The sequence below is a fragment of the Microbulbifer donghaiensis genome (assembly GCF_900129095.1).
Taxonomy (GTDB): domain Bacteria; phylum Pseudomonadota; class Gammaproteobacteria; order Pseudomonadales; family Cellvibrionaceae; genus Microbulbifer; species Microbulbifer donghaiensis.
Genome location: NZ_FQVA01000001.1, coordinates 1,662,180 through 1,679,170, shown reverse-complemented (window position 1 = coordinate 1,679,170; position 16,991 = coordinate 1,662,180). Strand labels below are relative to the sequence as shown.

The window sequence follows — 16,991 nt, the reverse complement described above, 5'->3', positions numbered from 1 at the left end:
ACTAGCGTCAGCGGGGCATTTCGCGTAGAATCTGCGCCCGGTTTGGGTAGGCTCCGCGAGGCCGAATCGTGGAGAGCGATGCCCATGAATGCCGGCGGCAAGCGCCGGCCACAGTGTGAGAGCCGCGCGTGAATAAATTGAAAAAAGCGAGATGAAGCTGCGGAGTTTCATCTCGCTTTTTTATAGGCGCAAACCGTCGCCTGCGACGCCGCACTCGCTGCTCACAAACCCCCGCCCGGAAGCAGTTCTGAAGACTGGAGATCAATTTGACTAAAGCTGTCCCCACGCCTGAGGCCCTGATGCCTCCCACCACCCCGGCTCTGCTGGTATTGGCAGATGGCAGTGTATTTGAAGGGCGCGCCATCGGCGCCCACGGCAGCGCGGTTGGTGAAGTGGTATTCAACACTTCCATGACCGGCTATCAGGAAATCCTTACCGATCCCTCTTATGCACGCCAGATCGTTACCCTGACTTATCCCCATATCGGTAACACCGGCACCAACTCGGAAGACGAGGAGTGCGGGGAAATCTGGGCGACGGGACTCGTTATTCGCGACCTGCCACTGCTGGCCAGCAGCTTCCGCAACCAGCAGTCGCTGGAGGACTATCTCCGGGAGCGCAACGTGGTCGGCATCGCCGATATCGACACCCGTCGCCTGACCCGCCTGCTGCGCGACAAGGGCGCGCAGAATGGTTGCATCGTTGCCGGCGATAACATCGACCGGGATGCAGCCCTGGCGAAGGCGAAGGAGTTTGCCGGCCTCAAGGGGATGGACCTGGCCAAGGTCGTGTCCACCAAACAGAATTATCCATTTGCCGAGGGCTCCTGGGAACTGGGCAAAGGGCACAAGCCTGCCCCGGAACAGCCGTTCAAGGTTGTGGCATACGACTTTGGCGTAAAGCGCAATATCCTGCGCATGCTGGTGGACCGCGGTTGCGATGTCACCGTGGTGCCGGCGCAGACCCCGGCCGCCGAAGCGCTGGCCATGAATCCCGATGGCATCTTCCTGTCCAATGGCCCGGGCGACCCCGAGCCCTGCGACTACGCGATTGCGGCGATCAAGGAATTCCTCGACGTGGGTATCCCGACCTACGGTATCTGCCTCGGCCACCAGTTGCTGGGCCTGGCGGTTGGCGCCAACACGCTGAAGATGAAGTTCGGCCACCACGGCGGCAACCACCCGGTGCAATGCCTGCAGAGCGGCAAGGTGATGATCACCGCGCAGAACCATGGCTTTGCCGTCGATGCGGATTCGCTGCCGGACAATGTGGAAGTCACCCACAAGTCCCTCTTTGATGGCACGCTGCAGGGCATTCGCCTGACGGACAAGCCGGCGTTCAGCTTCCAGGGGCACCCGGAAGCCAGCCCGGGCCCCCACGATGTGGCACCGCTGTTCGACCAGTTTATCGAGTTGATGCAAGCACGCCGCTAGGCGCCGTCTGTCTATCTGTAGGATGGGCAAAGGAGCGCAGCGACGTGCCCATCGCGACGGGACTGATGGGCACGCTGCGCTTTGCCCATCCTACGCCAAAAACAGTTACATAGATTGCCGGTGACAGGCCGGTGTGAAACGGAAGAAAGATGCCAAAACGCACAGACATCAAAAGCATTCTGATTATCGGCGCCGGTCCCATCGTGATCGGTCAGGCCTGTGAATTCGACTACTCCGGTGCCCAGGCCTGTAAGGCGCTGCGCGAGGAGGGCTACCGGGTCATCCTGGTGAACTCCAACCCGGCCACGATCATGACCGACCCGGCGATGGCCGATGCGACTTACATCGAGCCGGTCGAGTGGCGCACCGTGGCGAAGATCATTGAAGAAGAGCGCCCGGACGCGATCCTGCCGACCATGGGCGGCCAGACCGCGCTCAACTGTGCGCTCGACCTGGACAAGAACGGCATCCTCAACAAGTTCAACGTGGAGCTGATCGGCGCCGACAAGGATGCCATCGAGAAGGCCGAGGACCGCGACCTGTTCGACAAGGCCATGAAGGCCATCGGCCTGGAGACGCCGCGCGCGAAGATCGTCCACTCCCTGGAGGAGGCGAAGAAGGTACCGGAAGAGTTCGGCTTCCCGGTGATCATCCGCCCGTCCTTCACCATGGGCGGTTCCGGTGGTGGTGTGGCCTACAACTGGCCGGAATTCGAGGAGATCTGCAAACGCGGCCTCGACCTGTCGCCGACCAATGAGTTGCTGATCGACGAATCCCTGCTCGGCTGGAAAGAGTACGAGATGGAGGTGGTTCGCGATAAGCACGACAACTGCATCATCGTCTGCTCCATCGAGAACTTCGACCCGATGGGGGTGCACACCGGCGACTCCATCACCGTGGCACCGGCGCAGACCCTGACCGACAAGGAATACCAGCTGATGCGCAACGCCTCCATCGCGGTGTTGCGCGAGATCGGCGTGGAGACCGGCGGCTCCAACGTGCAGTTCGGTGTCTGCCCGCAGACCGGCCGCATGGTGGTGATCGAGATGAACCCGCGGGTATCCCGCTCCTCGGCGCTGGCCTCCAAGGCCACCGGCTTCCCGATCGCCAAGGTTGCCGCGAAGCTGGCGGTCGGCTACACGCTGGACGAGCTGCAGAACGATATTACCGGCGGCGCCACCCCGGCGTCTTTCGAGCCGAGCATCGATTACGTGGTCACCAAGATTCCGCGCTTCACCTTCGAGAAATTCGGCGAGGCGGATGCGCGCCTGACCACCCAGATGAAATCCGTCGGTGAGGTGATGGCGATCGGCCGCACTTTCCAGGAGTCCATGCAGAAAGCCCTGCGCGGCCTGGAAGTGGGCAGCTTCGGTCTCGAGAGCAAGATCGATCCGAGCGAAGATGGCGCCGAGGAGCGCCTGCGCCGCGAACTGTCCGTACCCGGTGCCGAGCGCATCTGGTATGTCGGCGATGCCTTCCGCATGGGCATGACTGTGGAACAGATTTACGAGCTGTCCGGCATCGATCCCTGGTTCCTGGTGCAGATCGAGGAGCTGATCAAGATTGAGGAGCCGCTCAAGTCACTGCCGACTTCGGCGCTGACGGCCGAGCATATGCGCTACCTGAAGCGCAAGGGTTTCTCCGACCGCCGCCTCGCCGACCTGCTCGGCGTCAGCCAGATAACCGTGCGCGAATTCCGCCACAAGCTGGGTGTATTCCCGGTCTACAAGCGCGTCGATACCTGTGCTGCTGAGTTCGCGACCAGCACCGCCTACATGTACTCCACCTACGACGAGGAGTGCGAGGCGAACCCGTCCGATAAGAAGAAAATCATGGTGCTCGGCGGTGGCCCCAACCGCATCGGCCAGGGCATCGAGTTCGACTACTGCTGTGTGCACGCTGCACTGGCGATGCGCGAAGACGGTTACGAGACCATTATGGTCAACTGTAACCCGGAGACGGTGTCCACCGACTACGACACTTCGGACCGCCTCTATTTCGAGCCGGTGACACTCGAAGACGTGTTGGAAATCGTGCGCAAGGAGAAGCCGGAAGGGGTGATCGTGCAGTTTGGTGGCCAGACGCCGCTGAACCTGGCGCGCTACCTGGCGGCCGAGGGCGTGCCGATTATCGGCACCACTCCGGAGCAGATCGACCGCGCCGAAGACCGCGAGCGCTTCCAGCAGATGATCATGCGCCTCGGCCTCAAGCAGCCGAGAAACGCCATCGTGCGCTCGGTCTCTGAAGCGGTATTGGCGGCCAAGGATGTCGGCTACCCGCTGGTGGTGCGCCCCTCCTATGTGCTCGGCGGCCGCGCGATGGAGATCGTTTACAAGGAAGACGAGCTGCTGAACTACATGAAGGAAGCGGTGCAGGTGTCAGACGAGGCGCCGGTACTGCTGGATCACTTCCTGAACGCGGCCATCGAGGTGGATATCGATGCGGTATCCGACGGCAAGGATGTCGTGATCGGTGCCATCATGCAGCATATCGAGCAGTGCGGCGTACACTCCGGTGACTCCGCCTGCTCCCTGCCGCCCTACAGCCTGCCGTCCGATGTGCAGGACAAGATGCGCGAACAGGTGAAGGCGATGGCGCGCGAACTGGGCGTCGTGGGCCTGATGAATACCCAGCTGGCCTACCAGGACGGCGAGATCTACGTGATCGAAGTCAACCCGCGCGCATCCCGCACCGTGCCGTTCGTGTCCAAGTGCATCGGCACGTCACTGGCCAAGATCGCGGCGCGCTGCCAGGCGGGCATCAGCCTGGCGGAGCAGGGCTTCACCGAGGAAATCGTGCCGGACTACTTCTCCGTCAAGGAGTCGGTATTCCCGTTCAACAAGTTCCCGAAGGTGGACCCGATCCTCGGCCCGGAGATGAAATCCACCGGCGAGGTGATGGGCGTGGGCGAGACCTTCGCCGAGGCCTTCGACAAGGGCCTGCTGGCGGCCGGCGACAAGCTGCCGGAATCCGGCCGTGTGTTCATCTCGGTGCGCGACTTCGACAAGCCGGCGGTGGTCAGTGTCGCCCGCGACCTGGTAGCGATTGGTTTCGAGCTGGTGGCGACCCGCGGCACCGTCAAGGTCTTGCAAGACAGCGATATTCCCGTTACAACCGTCAACAAGATGAGCGAGGGTCGCCCGCATATCGTCGATATGATCAAAAACGACGAGATCGTACTGGTGGTGAATACCACCGAAGGGCGTCAGGCCATTCGCGATTCCGCCGATATCCGCCGCAGTGCGGAGAATCACCAGGTGTGCTACACCACCACGCTGGCCGCGGCCAAGGCCATGGCCCTGGCCATGCAGCAGGGCGAGTCGCTCAAGGTGCGCCGTCTGCAGGATCTGCACCAGCGCGTGGTGAAGCTGCCCGAATAGTCCGAAAGCGAACAAACATACTGGCCAGGCTTCACCTGATGGGTGAAGCCTGGCTTCGTTGTAATAAAAATTGGAGGTCCCACTTTGAACCGGGTACCAATGACTGTAGAAGGCGCCGAGGCGCTGCGTACGGAGCTGGAAAACCTGAAGAAGGTCGAGCGTCCGGCGGTGGTACAGGCCATTGCCGAAGCGCGTGAGCACGGCGATCTGAAAGAAAACGCCGAATACCACGCCGCGCGCGAAAAGCAGGGCTTTATTGAAGGGCGTATTCAGGAGATCGAAGCCAAGCTGTCACTGGCGCAGGTTATCGATGTGAAATCTATTGCGCCCAGCGATAAAGTCATTTTCGGCACTACCGTGACCATTATTCATATGGATAACGACGAGGAAGTGACCTACAAGATCGTTGGCGACGACGAAGCCGATGTGAAAAACCAAAAGATCTCCGTTAACTCACCCATTGCCCGTGCGCTGATTGGCAAGGAAGTGGGTGACGTAGTCGTGGTGAAGACGCCGTCCGGTGCGGTTGAATACGAGATCGACCAAGTACAGCACCTCTGACCGCAACGATTGACCGGAACCATCAAAAAAGGGCGGCCCGCGGGTCGCCCTTTTCTGTCTGCGCAGGATCGCTTACTGCATGACTACCGCGTTGTTACCGTCGCCAATCTGGCTCACCACGGCCATTTCGTTGAGGCCACTCTGGTTCACATAGGCACTGTTTTTCGCCCCGATCTGAGTCACCCCGGCAACATGGTTGAAACCGGACTGGACGATGCCGGCATAGTTTCTCGAACCATCCTGCATGATATTGGCCATATGGCCGACGCCGCTCTGATCGGTCAGGGCATCGTTTTTCCAGCCATCTTGAATAATCACCGAATCGTGATCGAAGCCACTCTGTTTGGCCCGGGCATCGTTACCGAAGCCATCCTGATCGATCAGTGCGGTGGACCCGAAGCTGAATACCTGGCTTACCTTGGCGTCGTTGAATCCGCCGGCCTGATTGATCGTCGCGGAGTTGTCCGCAGCGACAATTTGCAACACTTTCGCGTCATTAAACCAGCCGGATTGATCAATATCGGCACTGTTGCCAGAACCGAAGGCCTGCAGCACATAGGCATCGTTGCCAATATCGGTCTGGTTGATTATGACGACGCTGCCCTGCTGCCAGACCTGCAGCGACTTCGCATCATTGAAGTAACCGCTCTGGGTCGTGTCGCTCGTATTCAGGCTGCCACCGTACTGGAGGGCATAGGCGTCATTAAAGGCATCGCTCTGGGTCTGGAAGATCGCGCTATTCTGCGTCGCTGACTGGGTGGCGTGCGCATCGTTAAAGAAACCGCTCTGATCCTGATCGACGAGGTTGTCCTGGGTGAGCGGCCCGGTCTGGTCCACGGTGGCGTCGTGGCCATCACCGGTTTGCGAGAGATTGGCGGTGTTGCCCGCAGCAAAAGCGCCGCCACTAAGGGCAAGCAGTAGGGCTGCGGCAATCGGGGTTAACGTCTTCATGAGTGTCTCCATTACTACAAAACTACAATGAGCATCTGACGTTAGAGGGTCAGCATCGTCATGCTGATTGGATATGGCACCTGTTCCAGTACCATTGGGCTTTACAGCGAAGGAGCAATACCAGGCTGGTAACTGCCGCTGTAAATCTTTCCCGCCAGTGGCAGTGCCGGAACTCGAGTGAGTCCGCGGCCTTGCACAATGGCAGGAGAAGTTGCGTCATATCGGGTGGCATCCTTGTTTCGTCTGAATAGTCTTTATCGACATTTCCTTATTGCTTAAGAGAGTCTTGTCGTAAAAATATCCGGTCGCTATAGGAAAAAAGTTCTATTTTCCCGGAGCCGCTTCCGTCAGTGATTCAAGGGAGAATTTGCGCCGACGGCGATTTGTCACCCGGTGCATCCTGCCGGATGCGCGCTTGTGCAAATGCTGGCCGCTGGCCAGTGCGCAAGTCCGGCGTTGCGGAGGGAGAGCCGCGATTTTCCCAAGACGCCGGCGGCGTGAATGAATAAGCGCTGCTTCGCCGGCGGGGCGTTTACTGCACGACAATAGCGGTATTGCCGTTGCCGGATTGCGTGATGATGGCGCTTTCGGAGAATCCGCTCTGGATTACCGTGGCATCGTTGAGACTGCCCGATTGACTGATAATGGCCAAATGGCCGCCGCCGAAACCGAAGGTGCCGGACTGCATGACGTTGGCATTGTTGGCGAAACCATCCTGGTGGATTCTGGCGCTGCTGCCCCAGTCCACTTGCACGACATGGGTTTTATTGGCGAAGCCACTTTGCAGTATGTCTACCTCGTTATACATACCGGTTTGGCTCGTATGGGCGCGGTTGAAACTTCCGTGCTGGCTGATATTCGAGAAGTGCCCGCTGCCGCTCTGGGCAACCTGCGCCTCATTGCCGGTGCCCTGCTGATAGATAAATGCGTCGGAGTCGAAGCTGGCGTTTTGGCCGATAAAGGCCTCGTGAACCTGACCGCGCTGTTCGATCCTGGCCACATTGCCCGCGCCCAGTAGCTGCGCGATCTGTGCCTGGTTGCCGAAGCCGGACTGGACTATCCAGGCTGCGCTGTCGTGGCTGCTGAGCTGGTAAATGGTGCCGCTGTTGAACGCTCCGTCCTGGTATGTGCCGGCCTCGTTGTAAGCGCCACCCTGCTGCAGCGTGTAGGCATTGTTCAGGTCACCTTCCTGAACCTGGTAAATCGTCGACCCGATCTCGCTCCGCTGCACCGCATCGGCCCGGTGCAGGTTGCCTGTCTGTTGCTGGGAGATGGAATTGTCGATGGCGCTCGGGTCAGTCTGGTCGGCAAAGGCGGAGTTGCCGACACCGTTCTGGTCGAGTTCGGCAGTATTCGTCGCCGCCAATGCCAGGCCGCTGGCCGCCAGTAAAAATGCGGCCGCCATGGAGAACATGAGTTTCACTGAGGGCTCCTTTACGGCTTCACCGACCGGACCCTGGAATCTGGGCGCCGTCATCGCGAATGTCGACTGGTCCAGCTGGAGAGGCTCCAGCGCTTAGTTAATCGGACGGCCACCAGGACCGCCCGGATGTGCGTTTATGCAATGTGCTTATTGGGAAATGAAGCCAACATTGCCAAATCCATTCTGGTTGGCCACGGCCACTTCTCCTACGCCTACCTGGTTTGTGACGTGGGTATTGAACGCGCCCACCTGGGTAGTGGTAGAAATGTGGCCGAGACCAAACTGGTTGGTCTGACTGTTGTTGGCAAAGCCGATCTGGGTTTCAGTGGCCGTGAGACCGAAGCCGACCTGGACAATATCCCCTACGTTACCCGCGCCCAATTGTACTTTCAGAGCGGAGTTGCCAAGGCCTGCTTGGACAATGTTGCCGGTGTTGAAGAATCCTGCCTGGATGATATCTGCATCGTTAAAGGCGGCACCTACCTGGGCAATGTTGGCATTGTTGCCAATGCCGCCCTGAACGATATCTGCAGTGTTAAAGGCACTGAAGGCCTGCAGGATGTTGCCGAAATTCCCCGCGCCCACTTGCGTGATGCTGGCGGTATCCAGCAGGCTCAGCGTCTGGGTGATCAGGCCAACGTTAACGAAGCCCAACTGCAGGATGTTGGCGCTGGAGAGCAGCGAGGCTACCTGCGTGGTGATACCCACGTTGCCCGCTCCAACCTGGGTGATGCTGGCATTGTTCAGTGCGCCGGCAGCCTGGGTGGAGGAGGCAACGTTGACCGCGCCCACCTGAGTCTGCTGAATGGTGCTTAAGTCCTCACCAGCGGTTTGCAGGGCGGATTCAACATTGAAGAATCCGAGCTGGCTCTGCAGTACGGTGTTGTTGTCCACACCGATACCAGCCTGAACGGAACTCTGGAAGTTGCCGACACCGTTTTGGTTTTGCACAGTCGTGTTATTCGCCGCGAAAACGCTGCCGCTGGTGGCGAGAAGTACTGCTGCGGCTATGGGGGTAAACGTCTTCATGAGTTGCTCCTTTACTTAAGTCCGACGTTGAATGAATCAGTACTCGTCATACTGATCACAATGGCGCTGACTCCAGCACCATATTGGGTTGCAGCGGCTTACGGTCTGTAGAGTGCACGTAAAATTCATCGCTGTAAGTTATCGTGTTATTTCTCGCGCTCTGATGACTGTGGCGGTCTTGCTGTCTACCTGGAAGTCGGTGCGGCCTGCGCATGGCAGTGCCGATTACCCAGAGCAAAATTTTCCGTCTTAGTTCGCTGGGGCATATTTACGGTCGATCTGCTGTTATCGGTGCAGCCGTGAAAAAGTCGCAGTTTCGAGCCGCAGTAGAAAGCGAGATTGCATGAATCTCCCGGCCAAATTTAAAAGTTTTTGTTTGGTACTTAACCGTTTCGTGAGTTGAGTGTTGTCGTTGAGGTGGCGGTTCGCTATAGGAGGGAAGTGTCTAAAATCTAGGAAAAAAGTTCGTTTTTTGTTCGATTTATTTATTTTTAATACAAGGCAGAAATAGGTATTTAGGATCGATGCATTCACTAACGCAAGACTTTCCGCTGATGGATATAGGGAGGTCATTCATTGCGGCACCAGCAATGAATTGGGCAGGGCTGGTGGCTCTGTGCGCGGGTTGGATGTCGAATAGGGCTGAACTGGGATGATTTTAAGCAGGGTGGAAGCGTTCGCTGCTAATGTGCCAGGGATACGGAATTACCGTTACCGATTTGGGTGATAATCGCAGTCGCGGAAGAACCATTCTGGATAACTGCGATGGTATTGAAACCGCCGGACTGGCTGACAATCGCAGTGTGATTTCCCCCCATACCCAGGACGCCGGACTGCATCAATGCCGTCCTGTTGAGGAAGCCGTGCTGCGTGACCGCACTTCGGTTGTACCAGTCCTCCTGGGTGACGCCCGTACGGTTGGCGAACCCATCCTGAGCCAAATCGGACTCATGGTTGTAGCCAGACTGCGCGCTTCTCGCCTGATGGAAGGCGCCAGCCTGGGCAGTAGTGGAACTGTGACCTACACCGGATTGTGCGACCCGCGCATCGCTGTCAGTGCCTTCCTGGCTGATATAGGCCGCAGAATAATAGCTGCCGCCTTGGTCGATAACGGCACTGTGAGAAACTCCATACTGCTCAGTTGCCGCAAGGCTACCCAGGCTGACGATCTGGTTTATTTCCGCCCTGTTGCTGAAACCTGTTTGCCGGGTGAGCAGCCGATTGTCGGTCGCGACCGATTGCACACTTGCGGCTTCGTTGCGCGCGCCGACCTGGTAGATAGTGCTGCGGTTGTTGGACCCGCCGAGCTGTAGCGTGTCCGCTTGATTTAATACGCCGTCCTGAAGCTGCGCTATGCTGCTATCCAGCTCGCCCTGCTGGCTGGCATTGGCGGTGTTGAGCTGCCCCTCCTGCTCCTGGACGATTTTGCTGTCCGCGGCGTCCTGGATTATCCGATCGGCAGTAGTGCTATTCTCCACTCCCCGCTGATATTGCTCGGTGCTGTTGCTCTGCGCCTCTGCAGCGCCATTCATCGTCAGCAATAGTGCCAACGCCACGGCACAAATTAATTTCACGGCAGCGGTCCTGTGCCAGTAATCAACGGGTGGGATCAATCATACTGGTTCACAACGGTAGTGATGGCGGTACCCATCTGGGTCACTGCCGTGTGCAGGCCGTTTCCGCTCTGATAGATACTCACATTGTGATAGGCACCTATTTGGCCTATCCGCGCTGAGTTTTGCATGCCAAACTGGGCTACATCCGCCCGGTGAGCAAATCCGACCTGATCGAGACGGATGAGATTCTCATAACCGATCTGCAGTAGGGCGGCGATGTTGTCTTCACCCTTCTGACGGGAAATCACCGAGTTCTCATCGCCGGACTGTACGGCAGACAGCAGATTGTGATTTCCATCCTGCAGGACGGACAGGTAATTGAGGACTCCAAACTGCCTGGCGTTCACGTGATTGGCGCTGCCCTCCTGGAGAATGATGGCGAAATTGGCCGCGGCTATTGCGTTTTGGTAATCCAGTTCGCTCGCGCCGGTCAGTTCCGAGCCAGCGTCTAAATCGGCGCACCAGGCACTGCGCAGTCCTACAGCAAATAGCGCCAGGACAAGCAGCGACATTTGGGTGAACACTTTGATTTTCATTGGGCGATTTCCACTGGCGATACAAAAAATGTCTACATGATGTAGGTGCTTTCGTTCAGGTAGTACTGCAACACGGGGCTGTTGATGTCATCCGGGTTTTGCAGTGCCCAGGAGTTCTCGATAATCCCCTCGCTGATCAAATGAATAACCGCTGATTCCATCGCCGAAAGCATCGCCAACTGTGCTGGCTCGTTGGTCGTGGTCCCCGCTTCCATTTCGAGCAGTCGCCGAAATTTCACAAAACGGTAAACATCTGCGCTGATGGCTTTTGAATAGACGGTCTTTGATGTCAGTACGGAATGCAGTACCCGGCCGGAGCGAATATCAATGGCTCTCAGATTGATGGTCACCTGGTCAATACGATACTGGTCATCGATACCTATGCCGAAATATCGGGCTCCCGCTCCTCCGGTGCGAATATTGGTGTCATAGGCGACAATCCCTCCCTCGAGAAGTATATTGGCGGCCACCAGTGACGGCAGCGGCACGTTATTGTTCGCCGGGGCTTCAGGTTTGGCCAGAGCGGCGCGGATGATCTTCCGTTCTGTCAACAGATTCTGTAGTCCCTCGCGCTCCAGGGGAATAAACCAGCCGGACTCATTCAGAACATCCATTAACATCGAGGCGCCGCCCTGGGTGACCGCCGTCGAAAAGCTGCTGTTCGGTGCCGGCTTATACTGCCCTGTCTGGTCTCGAAAGCTGTACACGGCTGCCAGAATCTTGCCCTTGGGGGTGGGAAGGTTGAGTAAATCGCGGTAAGTACTGTCGCGAGGGGTGAGTTGCGCCTCCTGTCTTCCCGGGCCGAACAGGGCGTCACCGGTGGTCTTCACTGCCGAACAGCCACTTAATGTGGACATGACTGCCAGTAGGGGCAAAGCAAACTTTTTTATTACAATGCGCATTGCCATTTCTCTCCTACGATCGCTCGTGGAAACGTTAATTTGTTGGATTGAGCCCGCTCACGATGATTTCGCTTTTATCACCGGTGCTGCGATCAGTGATCAGAACGGTTAACACCCCGTCGTTGTCAACGATCTGTACGATAAAGTCGTCAGTAATCAGCTCACCGCTGTTACCGTTTCCTACGTCCGTGAGCAGCTGATTCAACAGTCGCGTTTCCAGGGAGTCCGTAAATCTATCGAGTGCGCTGGGCTGCTCATAGACGAGGTCTTCGCGGTCCGGATCCTTGTGGCGGTCCTGTGCCTGAGCGTTGTTCAACAAATAGGTGCCATTCAGTGGGTTGCCGCCAAAATTCGGATTGACGGGTTCGTAAATCAGTTCGGTGGCGTATGCCAGCCCGGAGGAGAGGGGGGAAAGGGCGATAAACGTCAGTCCCGCCAATTTCAAGTGCTTCATCAGAATTCATCCTTGCCAAGGTCGTAATGGTCGGTTAGTGCATTGCGTACTTTTTCCTGCAGCACAATCTCATGTATGTGTTGTGACGCCTCCTCCGCCAAACGCTGGATATCGTTGGTACTCGGACTGATAAACCGTCTGAATACGACGTCATTGTTATAGGTGACCCAGATCAGGTTTCCCCAGCGAGCCGATGGGCGCTCGCGGATGGTCAGGTTGTAGCCACTATCGGGGTAGTGCAGATTGCGGTACTCGCTCATGTAGCGGGCAAAGTCGTGTCCCGTTCGGGTGATGGTCTGGTCGATATTGAAGCCGCTAATTTCGTCTTCGAGACGGCCGCTTTCACTCTCCAGGGTGCCGCCGTTAACGTCTTTCCCTTCGGTGACTTCCTGTGCGGAGAGCAGCAGGGGTGGCATCAATATGAAAAGAAGTAACAGTGTTTTCATATTCGCTCAGCTTGCAGGTGCATCTTGGCCCAGTTGCTCGCCTGCAGGCGATTTTTGACGCCGATCTTCCTGAAGATGTTGTACATGTGGTTCTTAACCGTGTGTTCGCTCAGGTGAAGCTTTGACGCGATAGCACTGTTCGGCTGGCCACTCGTTAGTTGCGTAAGAATCTCCTGCTCACGCTTGGTGAGCAGAAAGCTGTTGGGGTTGTGCAAGCTACTTTCTGTTTCAGGTCCGCGAATCGCATTGCCAAGTCTTTTGATCAGGGTCTCCTGAGTCGCAGTAGTGTCACAAAGCAGCTGGATTCTCTTCTGTTTTAATTTTTCTGTGGTGAGATTCGACAATTCTGCGGGGAAGTTGATCAGTAGAATTTTGGGGTGTTCCAGGGCTTTAAGCTGGTTGCTGAGCTGAGTTGAATCTGAATTCAATCCTGTTTGCCAGCAATCAATCACGATGGCCTGATATTGCTGAAGGCAGTGACGCTGTCTTCCTAGCTCGGCTCTCTCCCAGCTGAATGGAAGAGATTCTGAGATCAGTGTGAACAGCAGTTCTCCGTGAAGGCCGGAATTGCTAACAAAAAGAACCGGCATATACCTCTTACCTCTCCTTTGGTTGACTAGATCCAAATCTGTATTTGGGGCTAGTTCCGTTTCGCGATCCTGAATCGCATAAACTCTTTATGACCATATTTTTTCAATTCCCGTGGGCGGCAGGAGTAATCATTTTTGTTGAGGTTTCTGAAAGTGGGCCCAATTACTCATTGGGTGAGAAGTTCGTCAGGAGTGTAGACGCTGATTGCATATTTTCAGGAAAAAAATGTGTCAGATTTTTCAAAAGCCAAGCCTGATAAAGTAGTCCAAAAAAGTTCGTCTATGTTGTCGGAAAGGTTTTTAAAATTGATTCGGCGAGCTTGCTATGAGCGCTAATAGTTGGCATGAGGCAGCGTCATGGATGAGGATGAAAAGCGGCTTTTTGTTGATTGTAACGGCAAAGCGGGGTTAACTTGCCATGCTGGCGTGGTAATTGTTGGCCAGCTTTTCCTAATTCTGATGACTATTTTTGCCCTCGATATCTGCGGTCACAAGCGAAAAAAATTGAAAATTCTGGGGCTAAGATACCAGTGGAGCCAACCAGTCACTTGAAAAGTCATTTTCGTCAGAACGCAATTTGCTTATTTGTACAGCGGCGCGCTGTGAATTTGGTGGCGCTGGTCCTGTTCGCGCTGTTGAGTTCCTGTCAGGCCAAACCTCGGCAGGCTCTCGGCACACTCGAGTGGGACCGCATTGCGTTGCCAGCCCCGGCGGCAGAAAAGATTGTCGAAATCCGGGCGCGGGAGGGGGAGCGCCTGAGGGACGGACAGGTCGTGTTGCAACTGGACGACCGTAATGTCAAGGCGCAGCTGGCAGCGAGCGAGGCAGAGGTGGCGCGGCTCACAGCCTTCCTGGAAGAGCTGAACAATGGTCCGCGCAGCGAGGAGATTCAGCGAGCCGAGGCCAGTCTCGCTGCGGCCCGTGCCGAGGCGCAGGATGCCCGGCGCAACTACGAGCGACTGCGGGAATTGGGAGACAAGGACTATATCTCGCAGTCGGATATCGATCGCGCAAAGGCCACGGCCGACGCCGCTGCGGCGCAAGTGGATTTGAACCGGGCGGCCTTGCTGGAGCTACAGCGCGGAACCCGCAGTGAGGAAATTGTACAGGGTGAGGCATCGCTGGCGCAGGCCCGCGCACAGGCCGACGCTCAGTCGGTACTGCTGCAAAAGCTCACCGTGCAGGCGCCGCGCAACGGGTTGCTGGACAGTTTGCCGTTCAAGCTGGGTGATGAGGCGCCAGTGGGAGGGCCCCTGGCGATCATGCTCGTCGGCGACACACCCTATGCGCGCGTTTACATACCCGAACCGCTGCGAGCCGGTGTGCAGGTGGGGGATCCGGCGCAGCTCTATATAGAGGGCATCGAGAAGCCATTTAGTGGCCGGGTGCGTTTGGTCCGCAGTGAGCCAAGTTTCACGCCCTATTTCGCGCTTATCGGCGATGATGTCGCACGGCTCAGTTACCTGGCAGAAATTCAGCTCGGTAGCGATGCGGTCGAACTGCCCGCGGGTTTGCCTCTGCGCGCGGAGTTCACCGCTAGCGGGAGCACTACCGATGCCCGGTGAGTCCGATATTGCGATTCGCGCGCGCGGGCTGACCAAGTGCTTTGGCAGTTTGCGCGCGGTGGACGATGTCAATCTCACGGTGACCCGCCGTCAGGTGTACGGCTTTCTGGGCCCCAATGGATCCGGCAAGTCCACCAGTATTCGTATGCTCTGCGGCCTGCTGACCCCCACTGCCGGTGAAATTGAAGTCCTCGGCTTGCGTATTCCCGAACAGGCGGAAGAGCTGCGGCGGCATATTGGCTATATGACACAGCAATTCTCTCTGTTCGCCGATTTGACGCTGCGAGAGAACCTGGAATTTCTCGCCGCCGTGCAGGATTTACCGCGGCGCGAGGCGGAGCAGCGGGTGGACGAGCTGCTGCACGAATACCACTTCGAAGGGCGCGCCGATCAGTTGGCCGGGACCATGAGTGGCGGACAAAAGCAGCGACTGGCACTGGCGGGCAGTGTCATCCACAAGCCGGAACTGTTGTTTCTCGATGAGCCCACCAGTGCGGTGGACCCGGAGTCGCGCCGGGATTTCTGGGAAAAACTGTTTGAGCTGGCGGACGCCGGCACGACTATCCTGGTCTCCTCTCACTATATGGATGAAGCCGAGCGCTGCCACCGCCTGGCGATCCTCGATCGCGGTCGCCTGGTGGCCGACGGCAGTCCGGCGGAACTGACCGGCGCTCTGGCAGGCAGAACCCTGGAAGTGCGCGCCGAACAGCCGCGTCAGGCCAAGCGGGTGCTGGTGCAGGTACCGGGCGTGCTCAGCGCCGCACAGATAGGCAACAGCCTGCGTGTACTGTGTGAGGAATCCGGGGATTGCAGGGCGCGTATCGAGCAAGCTTTTGCCGACGCCGGTGTCAGCGCGACGGTCACTCCCATTGCCCCCAGCCTCGAAGATGTATTTGTGGCCGCGACCAACCGCCCGGCGGATCAGTTGGCGACGGAGGCCCCGTGAACTGGCGGCGTCTCTGGGCCGTGGTGATCAAGGAGCTGCGCCAGCTGCGCCGCGATCACATCACCCTGGCCATGATTGTCGGTATTCCGATCATGCAGCTGATCCTGTTCGGCTATGCGATCAACCTGAACCTGCGCCACCTGCCTACGGCCATTGCCGATCAGTCTCTGACCAGTGGCTCGCGCCAGCTGGTGATGGATATGCTGGCCACCGGTGTCATCGAGCCGGTAGCCAGTGCGCAGAGCCCCCAGCAGCTGATGGAGATGCTGCGTCGCGGCGAGATCAGTGTCGGCGTGGTCATTCCGCAGGATTTCGAGCGCCGCCTGGCGACCGGGGAGGAGGTAGTGCAGGTGCTGGTGGACGGCAGTGATACCGTCGTGCAGAGCGCCGCCGTTCAGCTGGCGCAGATGCCGCTGACCTATACGCCCGCAGAGCCGCGCGCGTCTTCCGTACCGTTACCGCAGGCGCGCATCAGCGTAGTGAGTTTCTATAATCCGCAGCGCGTCTCCGCGATCAACATCGTGCCGGGCCTGATCGGCATCATTCTTACCATGACCATGGTGATGTTCACCTCGGTGGCGATAGTGCGCGAACGGGAGCGCGGCAACATGGAGTTGCTGATTGCCACGCCAGTCAGCCGTGCCGAGCTAATGCTGGGCAAGGTGTTGCCCTACGGGATCATCGGTCTTATCCAGACCAGCCTCATCCTGCTGTTGGGGATGCTCTTGTTCCAAGTGCCAATCCGCGGCAGCGTGCTGGATGTCTACTGGTCGGCGATGCTGCTGATCCTCGCGAATCTGAGCTTGGGACTGCTGATTTCCACCCGTGCCCAATCCCAGTTCCAGGCCATGCAGATGACGTTCTTTGTGTTTCTGCCCTCGATTCTGCTGTCGGGTTTTATGTTTCCATTCGATGGTATGCCCGCTCCAGCCCAGTGGCTGGCCGAAGTCCTGCCGCTGACTCACTTCCTGCGGCTGATCCGCGGCATCATGTTGCGCGGTGCCGACTTTTCCGATCTGTGGCCGGAGTGGCTGGCACTGGTGGTATTTATCCTGGTGATGATGACGCTGGCGATCGTCCGTTTCCGCAAAACGCTTGATTAAATTTTGTTCAATTGGCGGGGCGTTAGCGTCGCTATTTCCCGAACAAAGTGTGAACT

At 57.6% G+C, this 16,991-nt stretch carries 16 protein-coding genes; 7 read left to right on the top strand and 9 right to left on the bottom strand.

Annotated features, from left to right (window positions below):
• Positions 1–299: 299 nt before the first annotated feature.
• From carA to greA, 3 genes are all read left to right on the top strand, one after another.
• The gene (carA, locus tag BUC36_RS07060; protein ID WP_073273090.1) at positions 300–1,433 is read left to right on the top strand and encodes a glutamine-hydrolyzing carbamoyl-phosphate synthase small subunit; all 1,134 of its coding nucleotides are present in this window, start codon (positions 300–302) and stop codon (positions 1,431–1,433) included.
• 149 nt (positions 1,434–1,582) lie between these two features.
• Entirely contained in the window at positions 1,583–4,813 is a 3,231-nt protein-coding gene (carB, locus tag BUC36_RS07055) for a carbamoyl-phosphate synthase large subunit (protein ID WP_073273088.1), read from the top strand.
• 84 nt (positions 4,814–4,897) lie between these two features.
• Positions 4,898–5,374 carry a transcription elongation factor GreA gene (gene greA, locus BUC36_RS07050; RefSeq protein ID WP_073273086.1) on the top strand — a complete coding sequence of 159 codons (477 nt, stop codon included), beginning with the start codon at positions 4,898–4,900 and terminating at the stop codon, positions 5,372–5,374.
• Between the two features lie 72 nt (positions 5,375–5,446).
• Here the strand turns inward: greA and BUC36_RS07045 are convergent, their stop codons facing one another.
• The 9 genes from BUC36_RS07045 to BUC36_RS19300 form a co-directional block, all read right to left on the bottom strand.
• Positions 5,447–6,325, bottom strand: coding sequence for a hypothetical protein (locus BUC36_RS07045; protein ID WP_159435995.1), 879 nt, complete (start codon positions 6,323–6,325; stop codon positions 5,447–5,449).
• A gap of 532 nt (positions 6,326–6,857) precedes the next feature.
• Complete coding sequence (locus tag BUC36_RS07040) at positions 6,858–7,739, bottom strand: hypothetical protein (RefSeq protein WP_073273082.1); 882 nt, start codon at positions 7,737–7,739, stop codon at positions 6,858–6,860.
• 156 nt (positions 7,740–7,895) lie between these two features.
• A complete protein-coding gene (locus tag BUC36_RS07035) occupies positions 7,896–8,777 on the bottom strand; it encodes a hypothetical protein (RefSeq protein WP_073273080.1) in 882 nt (293 codons plus the stop codon).
• Positions 8,778–9,460: 683 nt separating this feature from the next.
• Entirely contained in the window at positions 9,461–10,351 is an 891-nt protein-coding gene (locus BUC36_RS07030; RefSeq protein ID WP_143186902.1) for a hypothetical protein, read from the bottom strand.
• A gap of 35 nt (positions 10,352–10,386) precedes the next feature.
• Positions 10,387–10,929 (bottom strand): hypothetical protein, encoded by a 543-nt coding sequence (locus tag BUC36_RS07025; protein WP_073273076.1) that lies wholly within the window; start codon positions 10,927–10,929, stop codon positions 10,387–10,389.
• Between the two features lie 32 nt (positions 10,930–10,961).
• Positions 10,962–11,831: a CsgG/HfaB family protein gene (locus BUC36_RS07020; RefSeq protein ID WP_073273074.1), complete on the bottom strand. Its 870-nt coding sequence runs from the start codon at positions 11,829–11,831 to the stop codon at positions 10,962–10,964.
• A gap of 34 nt (positions 11,832–11,865) precedes the next feature.
• On the bottom strand, positions 11,866–12,285 hold the full coding sequence (locus BUC36_RS07015) for a curli assembly protein CsgF (protein ID WP_084535680.1): 420 nt from the start codon (positions 12,283–12,285) through the stop codon (positions 11,866–11,868).
• The gene (locus BUC36_RS07010; RefSeq protein ID WP_234994912.1) at positions 12,285–12,731 is read right to left on the bottom strand and encodes a CsgE family curli-type amyloid fiber assembly protein; all 447 of its coding nucleotides are present in this window, start codon (positions 12,729–12,731) and stop codon (positions 12,285–12,287) included. Before BUC36_RS07010 ends, BUC36_RS07015 begins: the two co-directional genes overlap by 1 nt.
• Positions 12,728–13,321 carry a LuxR C-terminal-related transcriptional regulator gene (locus BUC36_RS19300; protein ID WP_073273073.1) on the bottom strand — a complete coding sequence of 198 codons (594 nt, stop codon included), beginning with the start codon at positions 13,319–13,321 and terminating at the stop codon, positions 12,728–12,730. The genes BUC36_RS07010 and BUC36_RS19300 overlap by 4 nt, the downstream gene beginning before the upstream one ends.
• 357 nt (positions 13,322–13,678) lie before the next feature.
• Between BUC36_RS19300 and BUC36_RS18755 the strand changes: the two genes are divergently transcribed.
• From BUC36_RS18755 to BUC36_RS06990, 4 genes are read left to right on the top strand one after another with little or no spacing between them, the layout of a single operon-like run.
• The gene (locus BUC36_RS18755) at positions 13,679–13,873 is read left to right on the top strand and encodes a hypothetical protein (protein WP_143186901.1); all 195 of its coding nucleotides are present in this window, start codon (positions 13,679–13,681) and stop codon (positions 13,871–13,873) included.
• A gap of 50 nt (positions 13,874–13,923) precedes the next feature.
• Complete coding sequence (locus tag BUC36_RS07000; RefSeq protein WP_073273071.1) at positions 13,924–14,886, top strand: HlyD family secretion protein; 963 nt, start codon at positions 13,924–13,926, stop codon at positions 14,884–14,886.
• Positions 14,876–15,832, top strand: a complete 957-nt coding sequence (locus BUC36_RS06995; RefSeq protein ID WP_200797199.1) for an ABC transporter ATP-binding protein — start codon at positions 14,876–14,878, stop codon at positions 15,830–15,832. The genes BUC36_RS07000 and BUC36_RS06995 overlap by 11 nt, the downstream gene beginning before the upstream one ends.
• Positions 15,829–16,935 carry an ABC transporter permease gene (locus tag BUC36_RS06990; protein WP_073273069.1) on the top strand — a complete coding sequence of 369 codons (1,107 nt, stop codon included), beginning with the start codon at positions 15,829–15,831 and terminating at the stop codon, positions 16,933–16,935. Before BUC36_RS06995 ends, BUC36_RS06990 begins: the two co-directional genes overlap by 4 nt.
• Positions 16,936–16,991: the final 56 nt, after the last annotated feature.

Excerpts from the sequence above, each read along its gene's own strand:
- carA (WP_073273090.1), top strand. The coding sequence starts at position 300 with ATGCCTCCCACCACCCCGGCTCTGCTGGTATTGGCAGATGGCAGTGTA.
- carB (WP_073273088.1), top strand. The coding sequence starts at position 1,583 with ATGCCAAAACGCACAGACATCAAAAGCATTCTGATTATCGGCGCCGGT.
- BUC36_RS07045 (WP_159435995.1), bottom strand. The coding sequence starts at position 6,325 with ATGAAGACGTTAACCCCGATTGCCGCAGCCCTACTGCTTGCCCTTAGT.
- BUC36_RS07040 (WP_073273082.1), bottom strand. The coding sequence starts at position 7,739 with ATGTTCTCCATGGCGGCCGCATTTTTACTGGCGGCCAGCGGCCTGGCA.
- BUC36_RS07035 (WP_073273080.1), bottom strand. The coding sequence starts at position 8,777 with ATGAAGACGTTTACCCCCATAGCCGCAGCAGTACTTCTCGCCACCAGC.
- BUC36_RS07025 (WP_073273076.1), bottom strand. The coding sequence starts at position 10,929 with ATGAAAATCAAAGTGTTCACCCAAATGTCGCTGCTTGTCCTGGCGCTA.
- BUC36_RS07020 (WP_073273074.1), bottom strand. The coding sequence starts at position 11,831 with ATGCGCATTGTAATAAAAAAGTTTGCTTTGCCCCTACTGGCAGTCATG.
- BUC36_RS07015 (WP_084535680.1), bottom strand. The coding sequence starts at position 12,285 with ATGAAGCACTTGAAATTGGCGGGACTGACGTTTATCGCCCTTTCCCCC.
- BUC36_RS07010 (WP_234994912.1), bottom strand. The coding sequence starts at position 12,731 with ATGAAAACACTGTTACTTCTTTTCATATTGATGCCACCCCTGCTGCTC.
- BUC36_RS19300 (WP_073273073.1), bottom strand. The coding sequence starts at position 13,321 with ATGCCGGTTCTTTTTGTTAGCAATTCCGGCCTTCACGGAGAACTGCTG.
- BUC36_RS18755 (WP_143186901.1), top strand. The coding sequence starts at position 13,679 with ATGGATGAGGATGAAAAGCGGCTTTTTGTTGATTGTAACGGCAAAGCG.
- BUC36_RS06995 (WP_200797199.1), top strand. The coding sequence starts at position 14,876 with ATGCCCGGTGAGTCCGATATTGCGATTCGCGCGCGCGGGCTGACCAAG.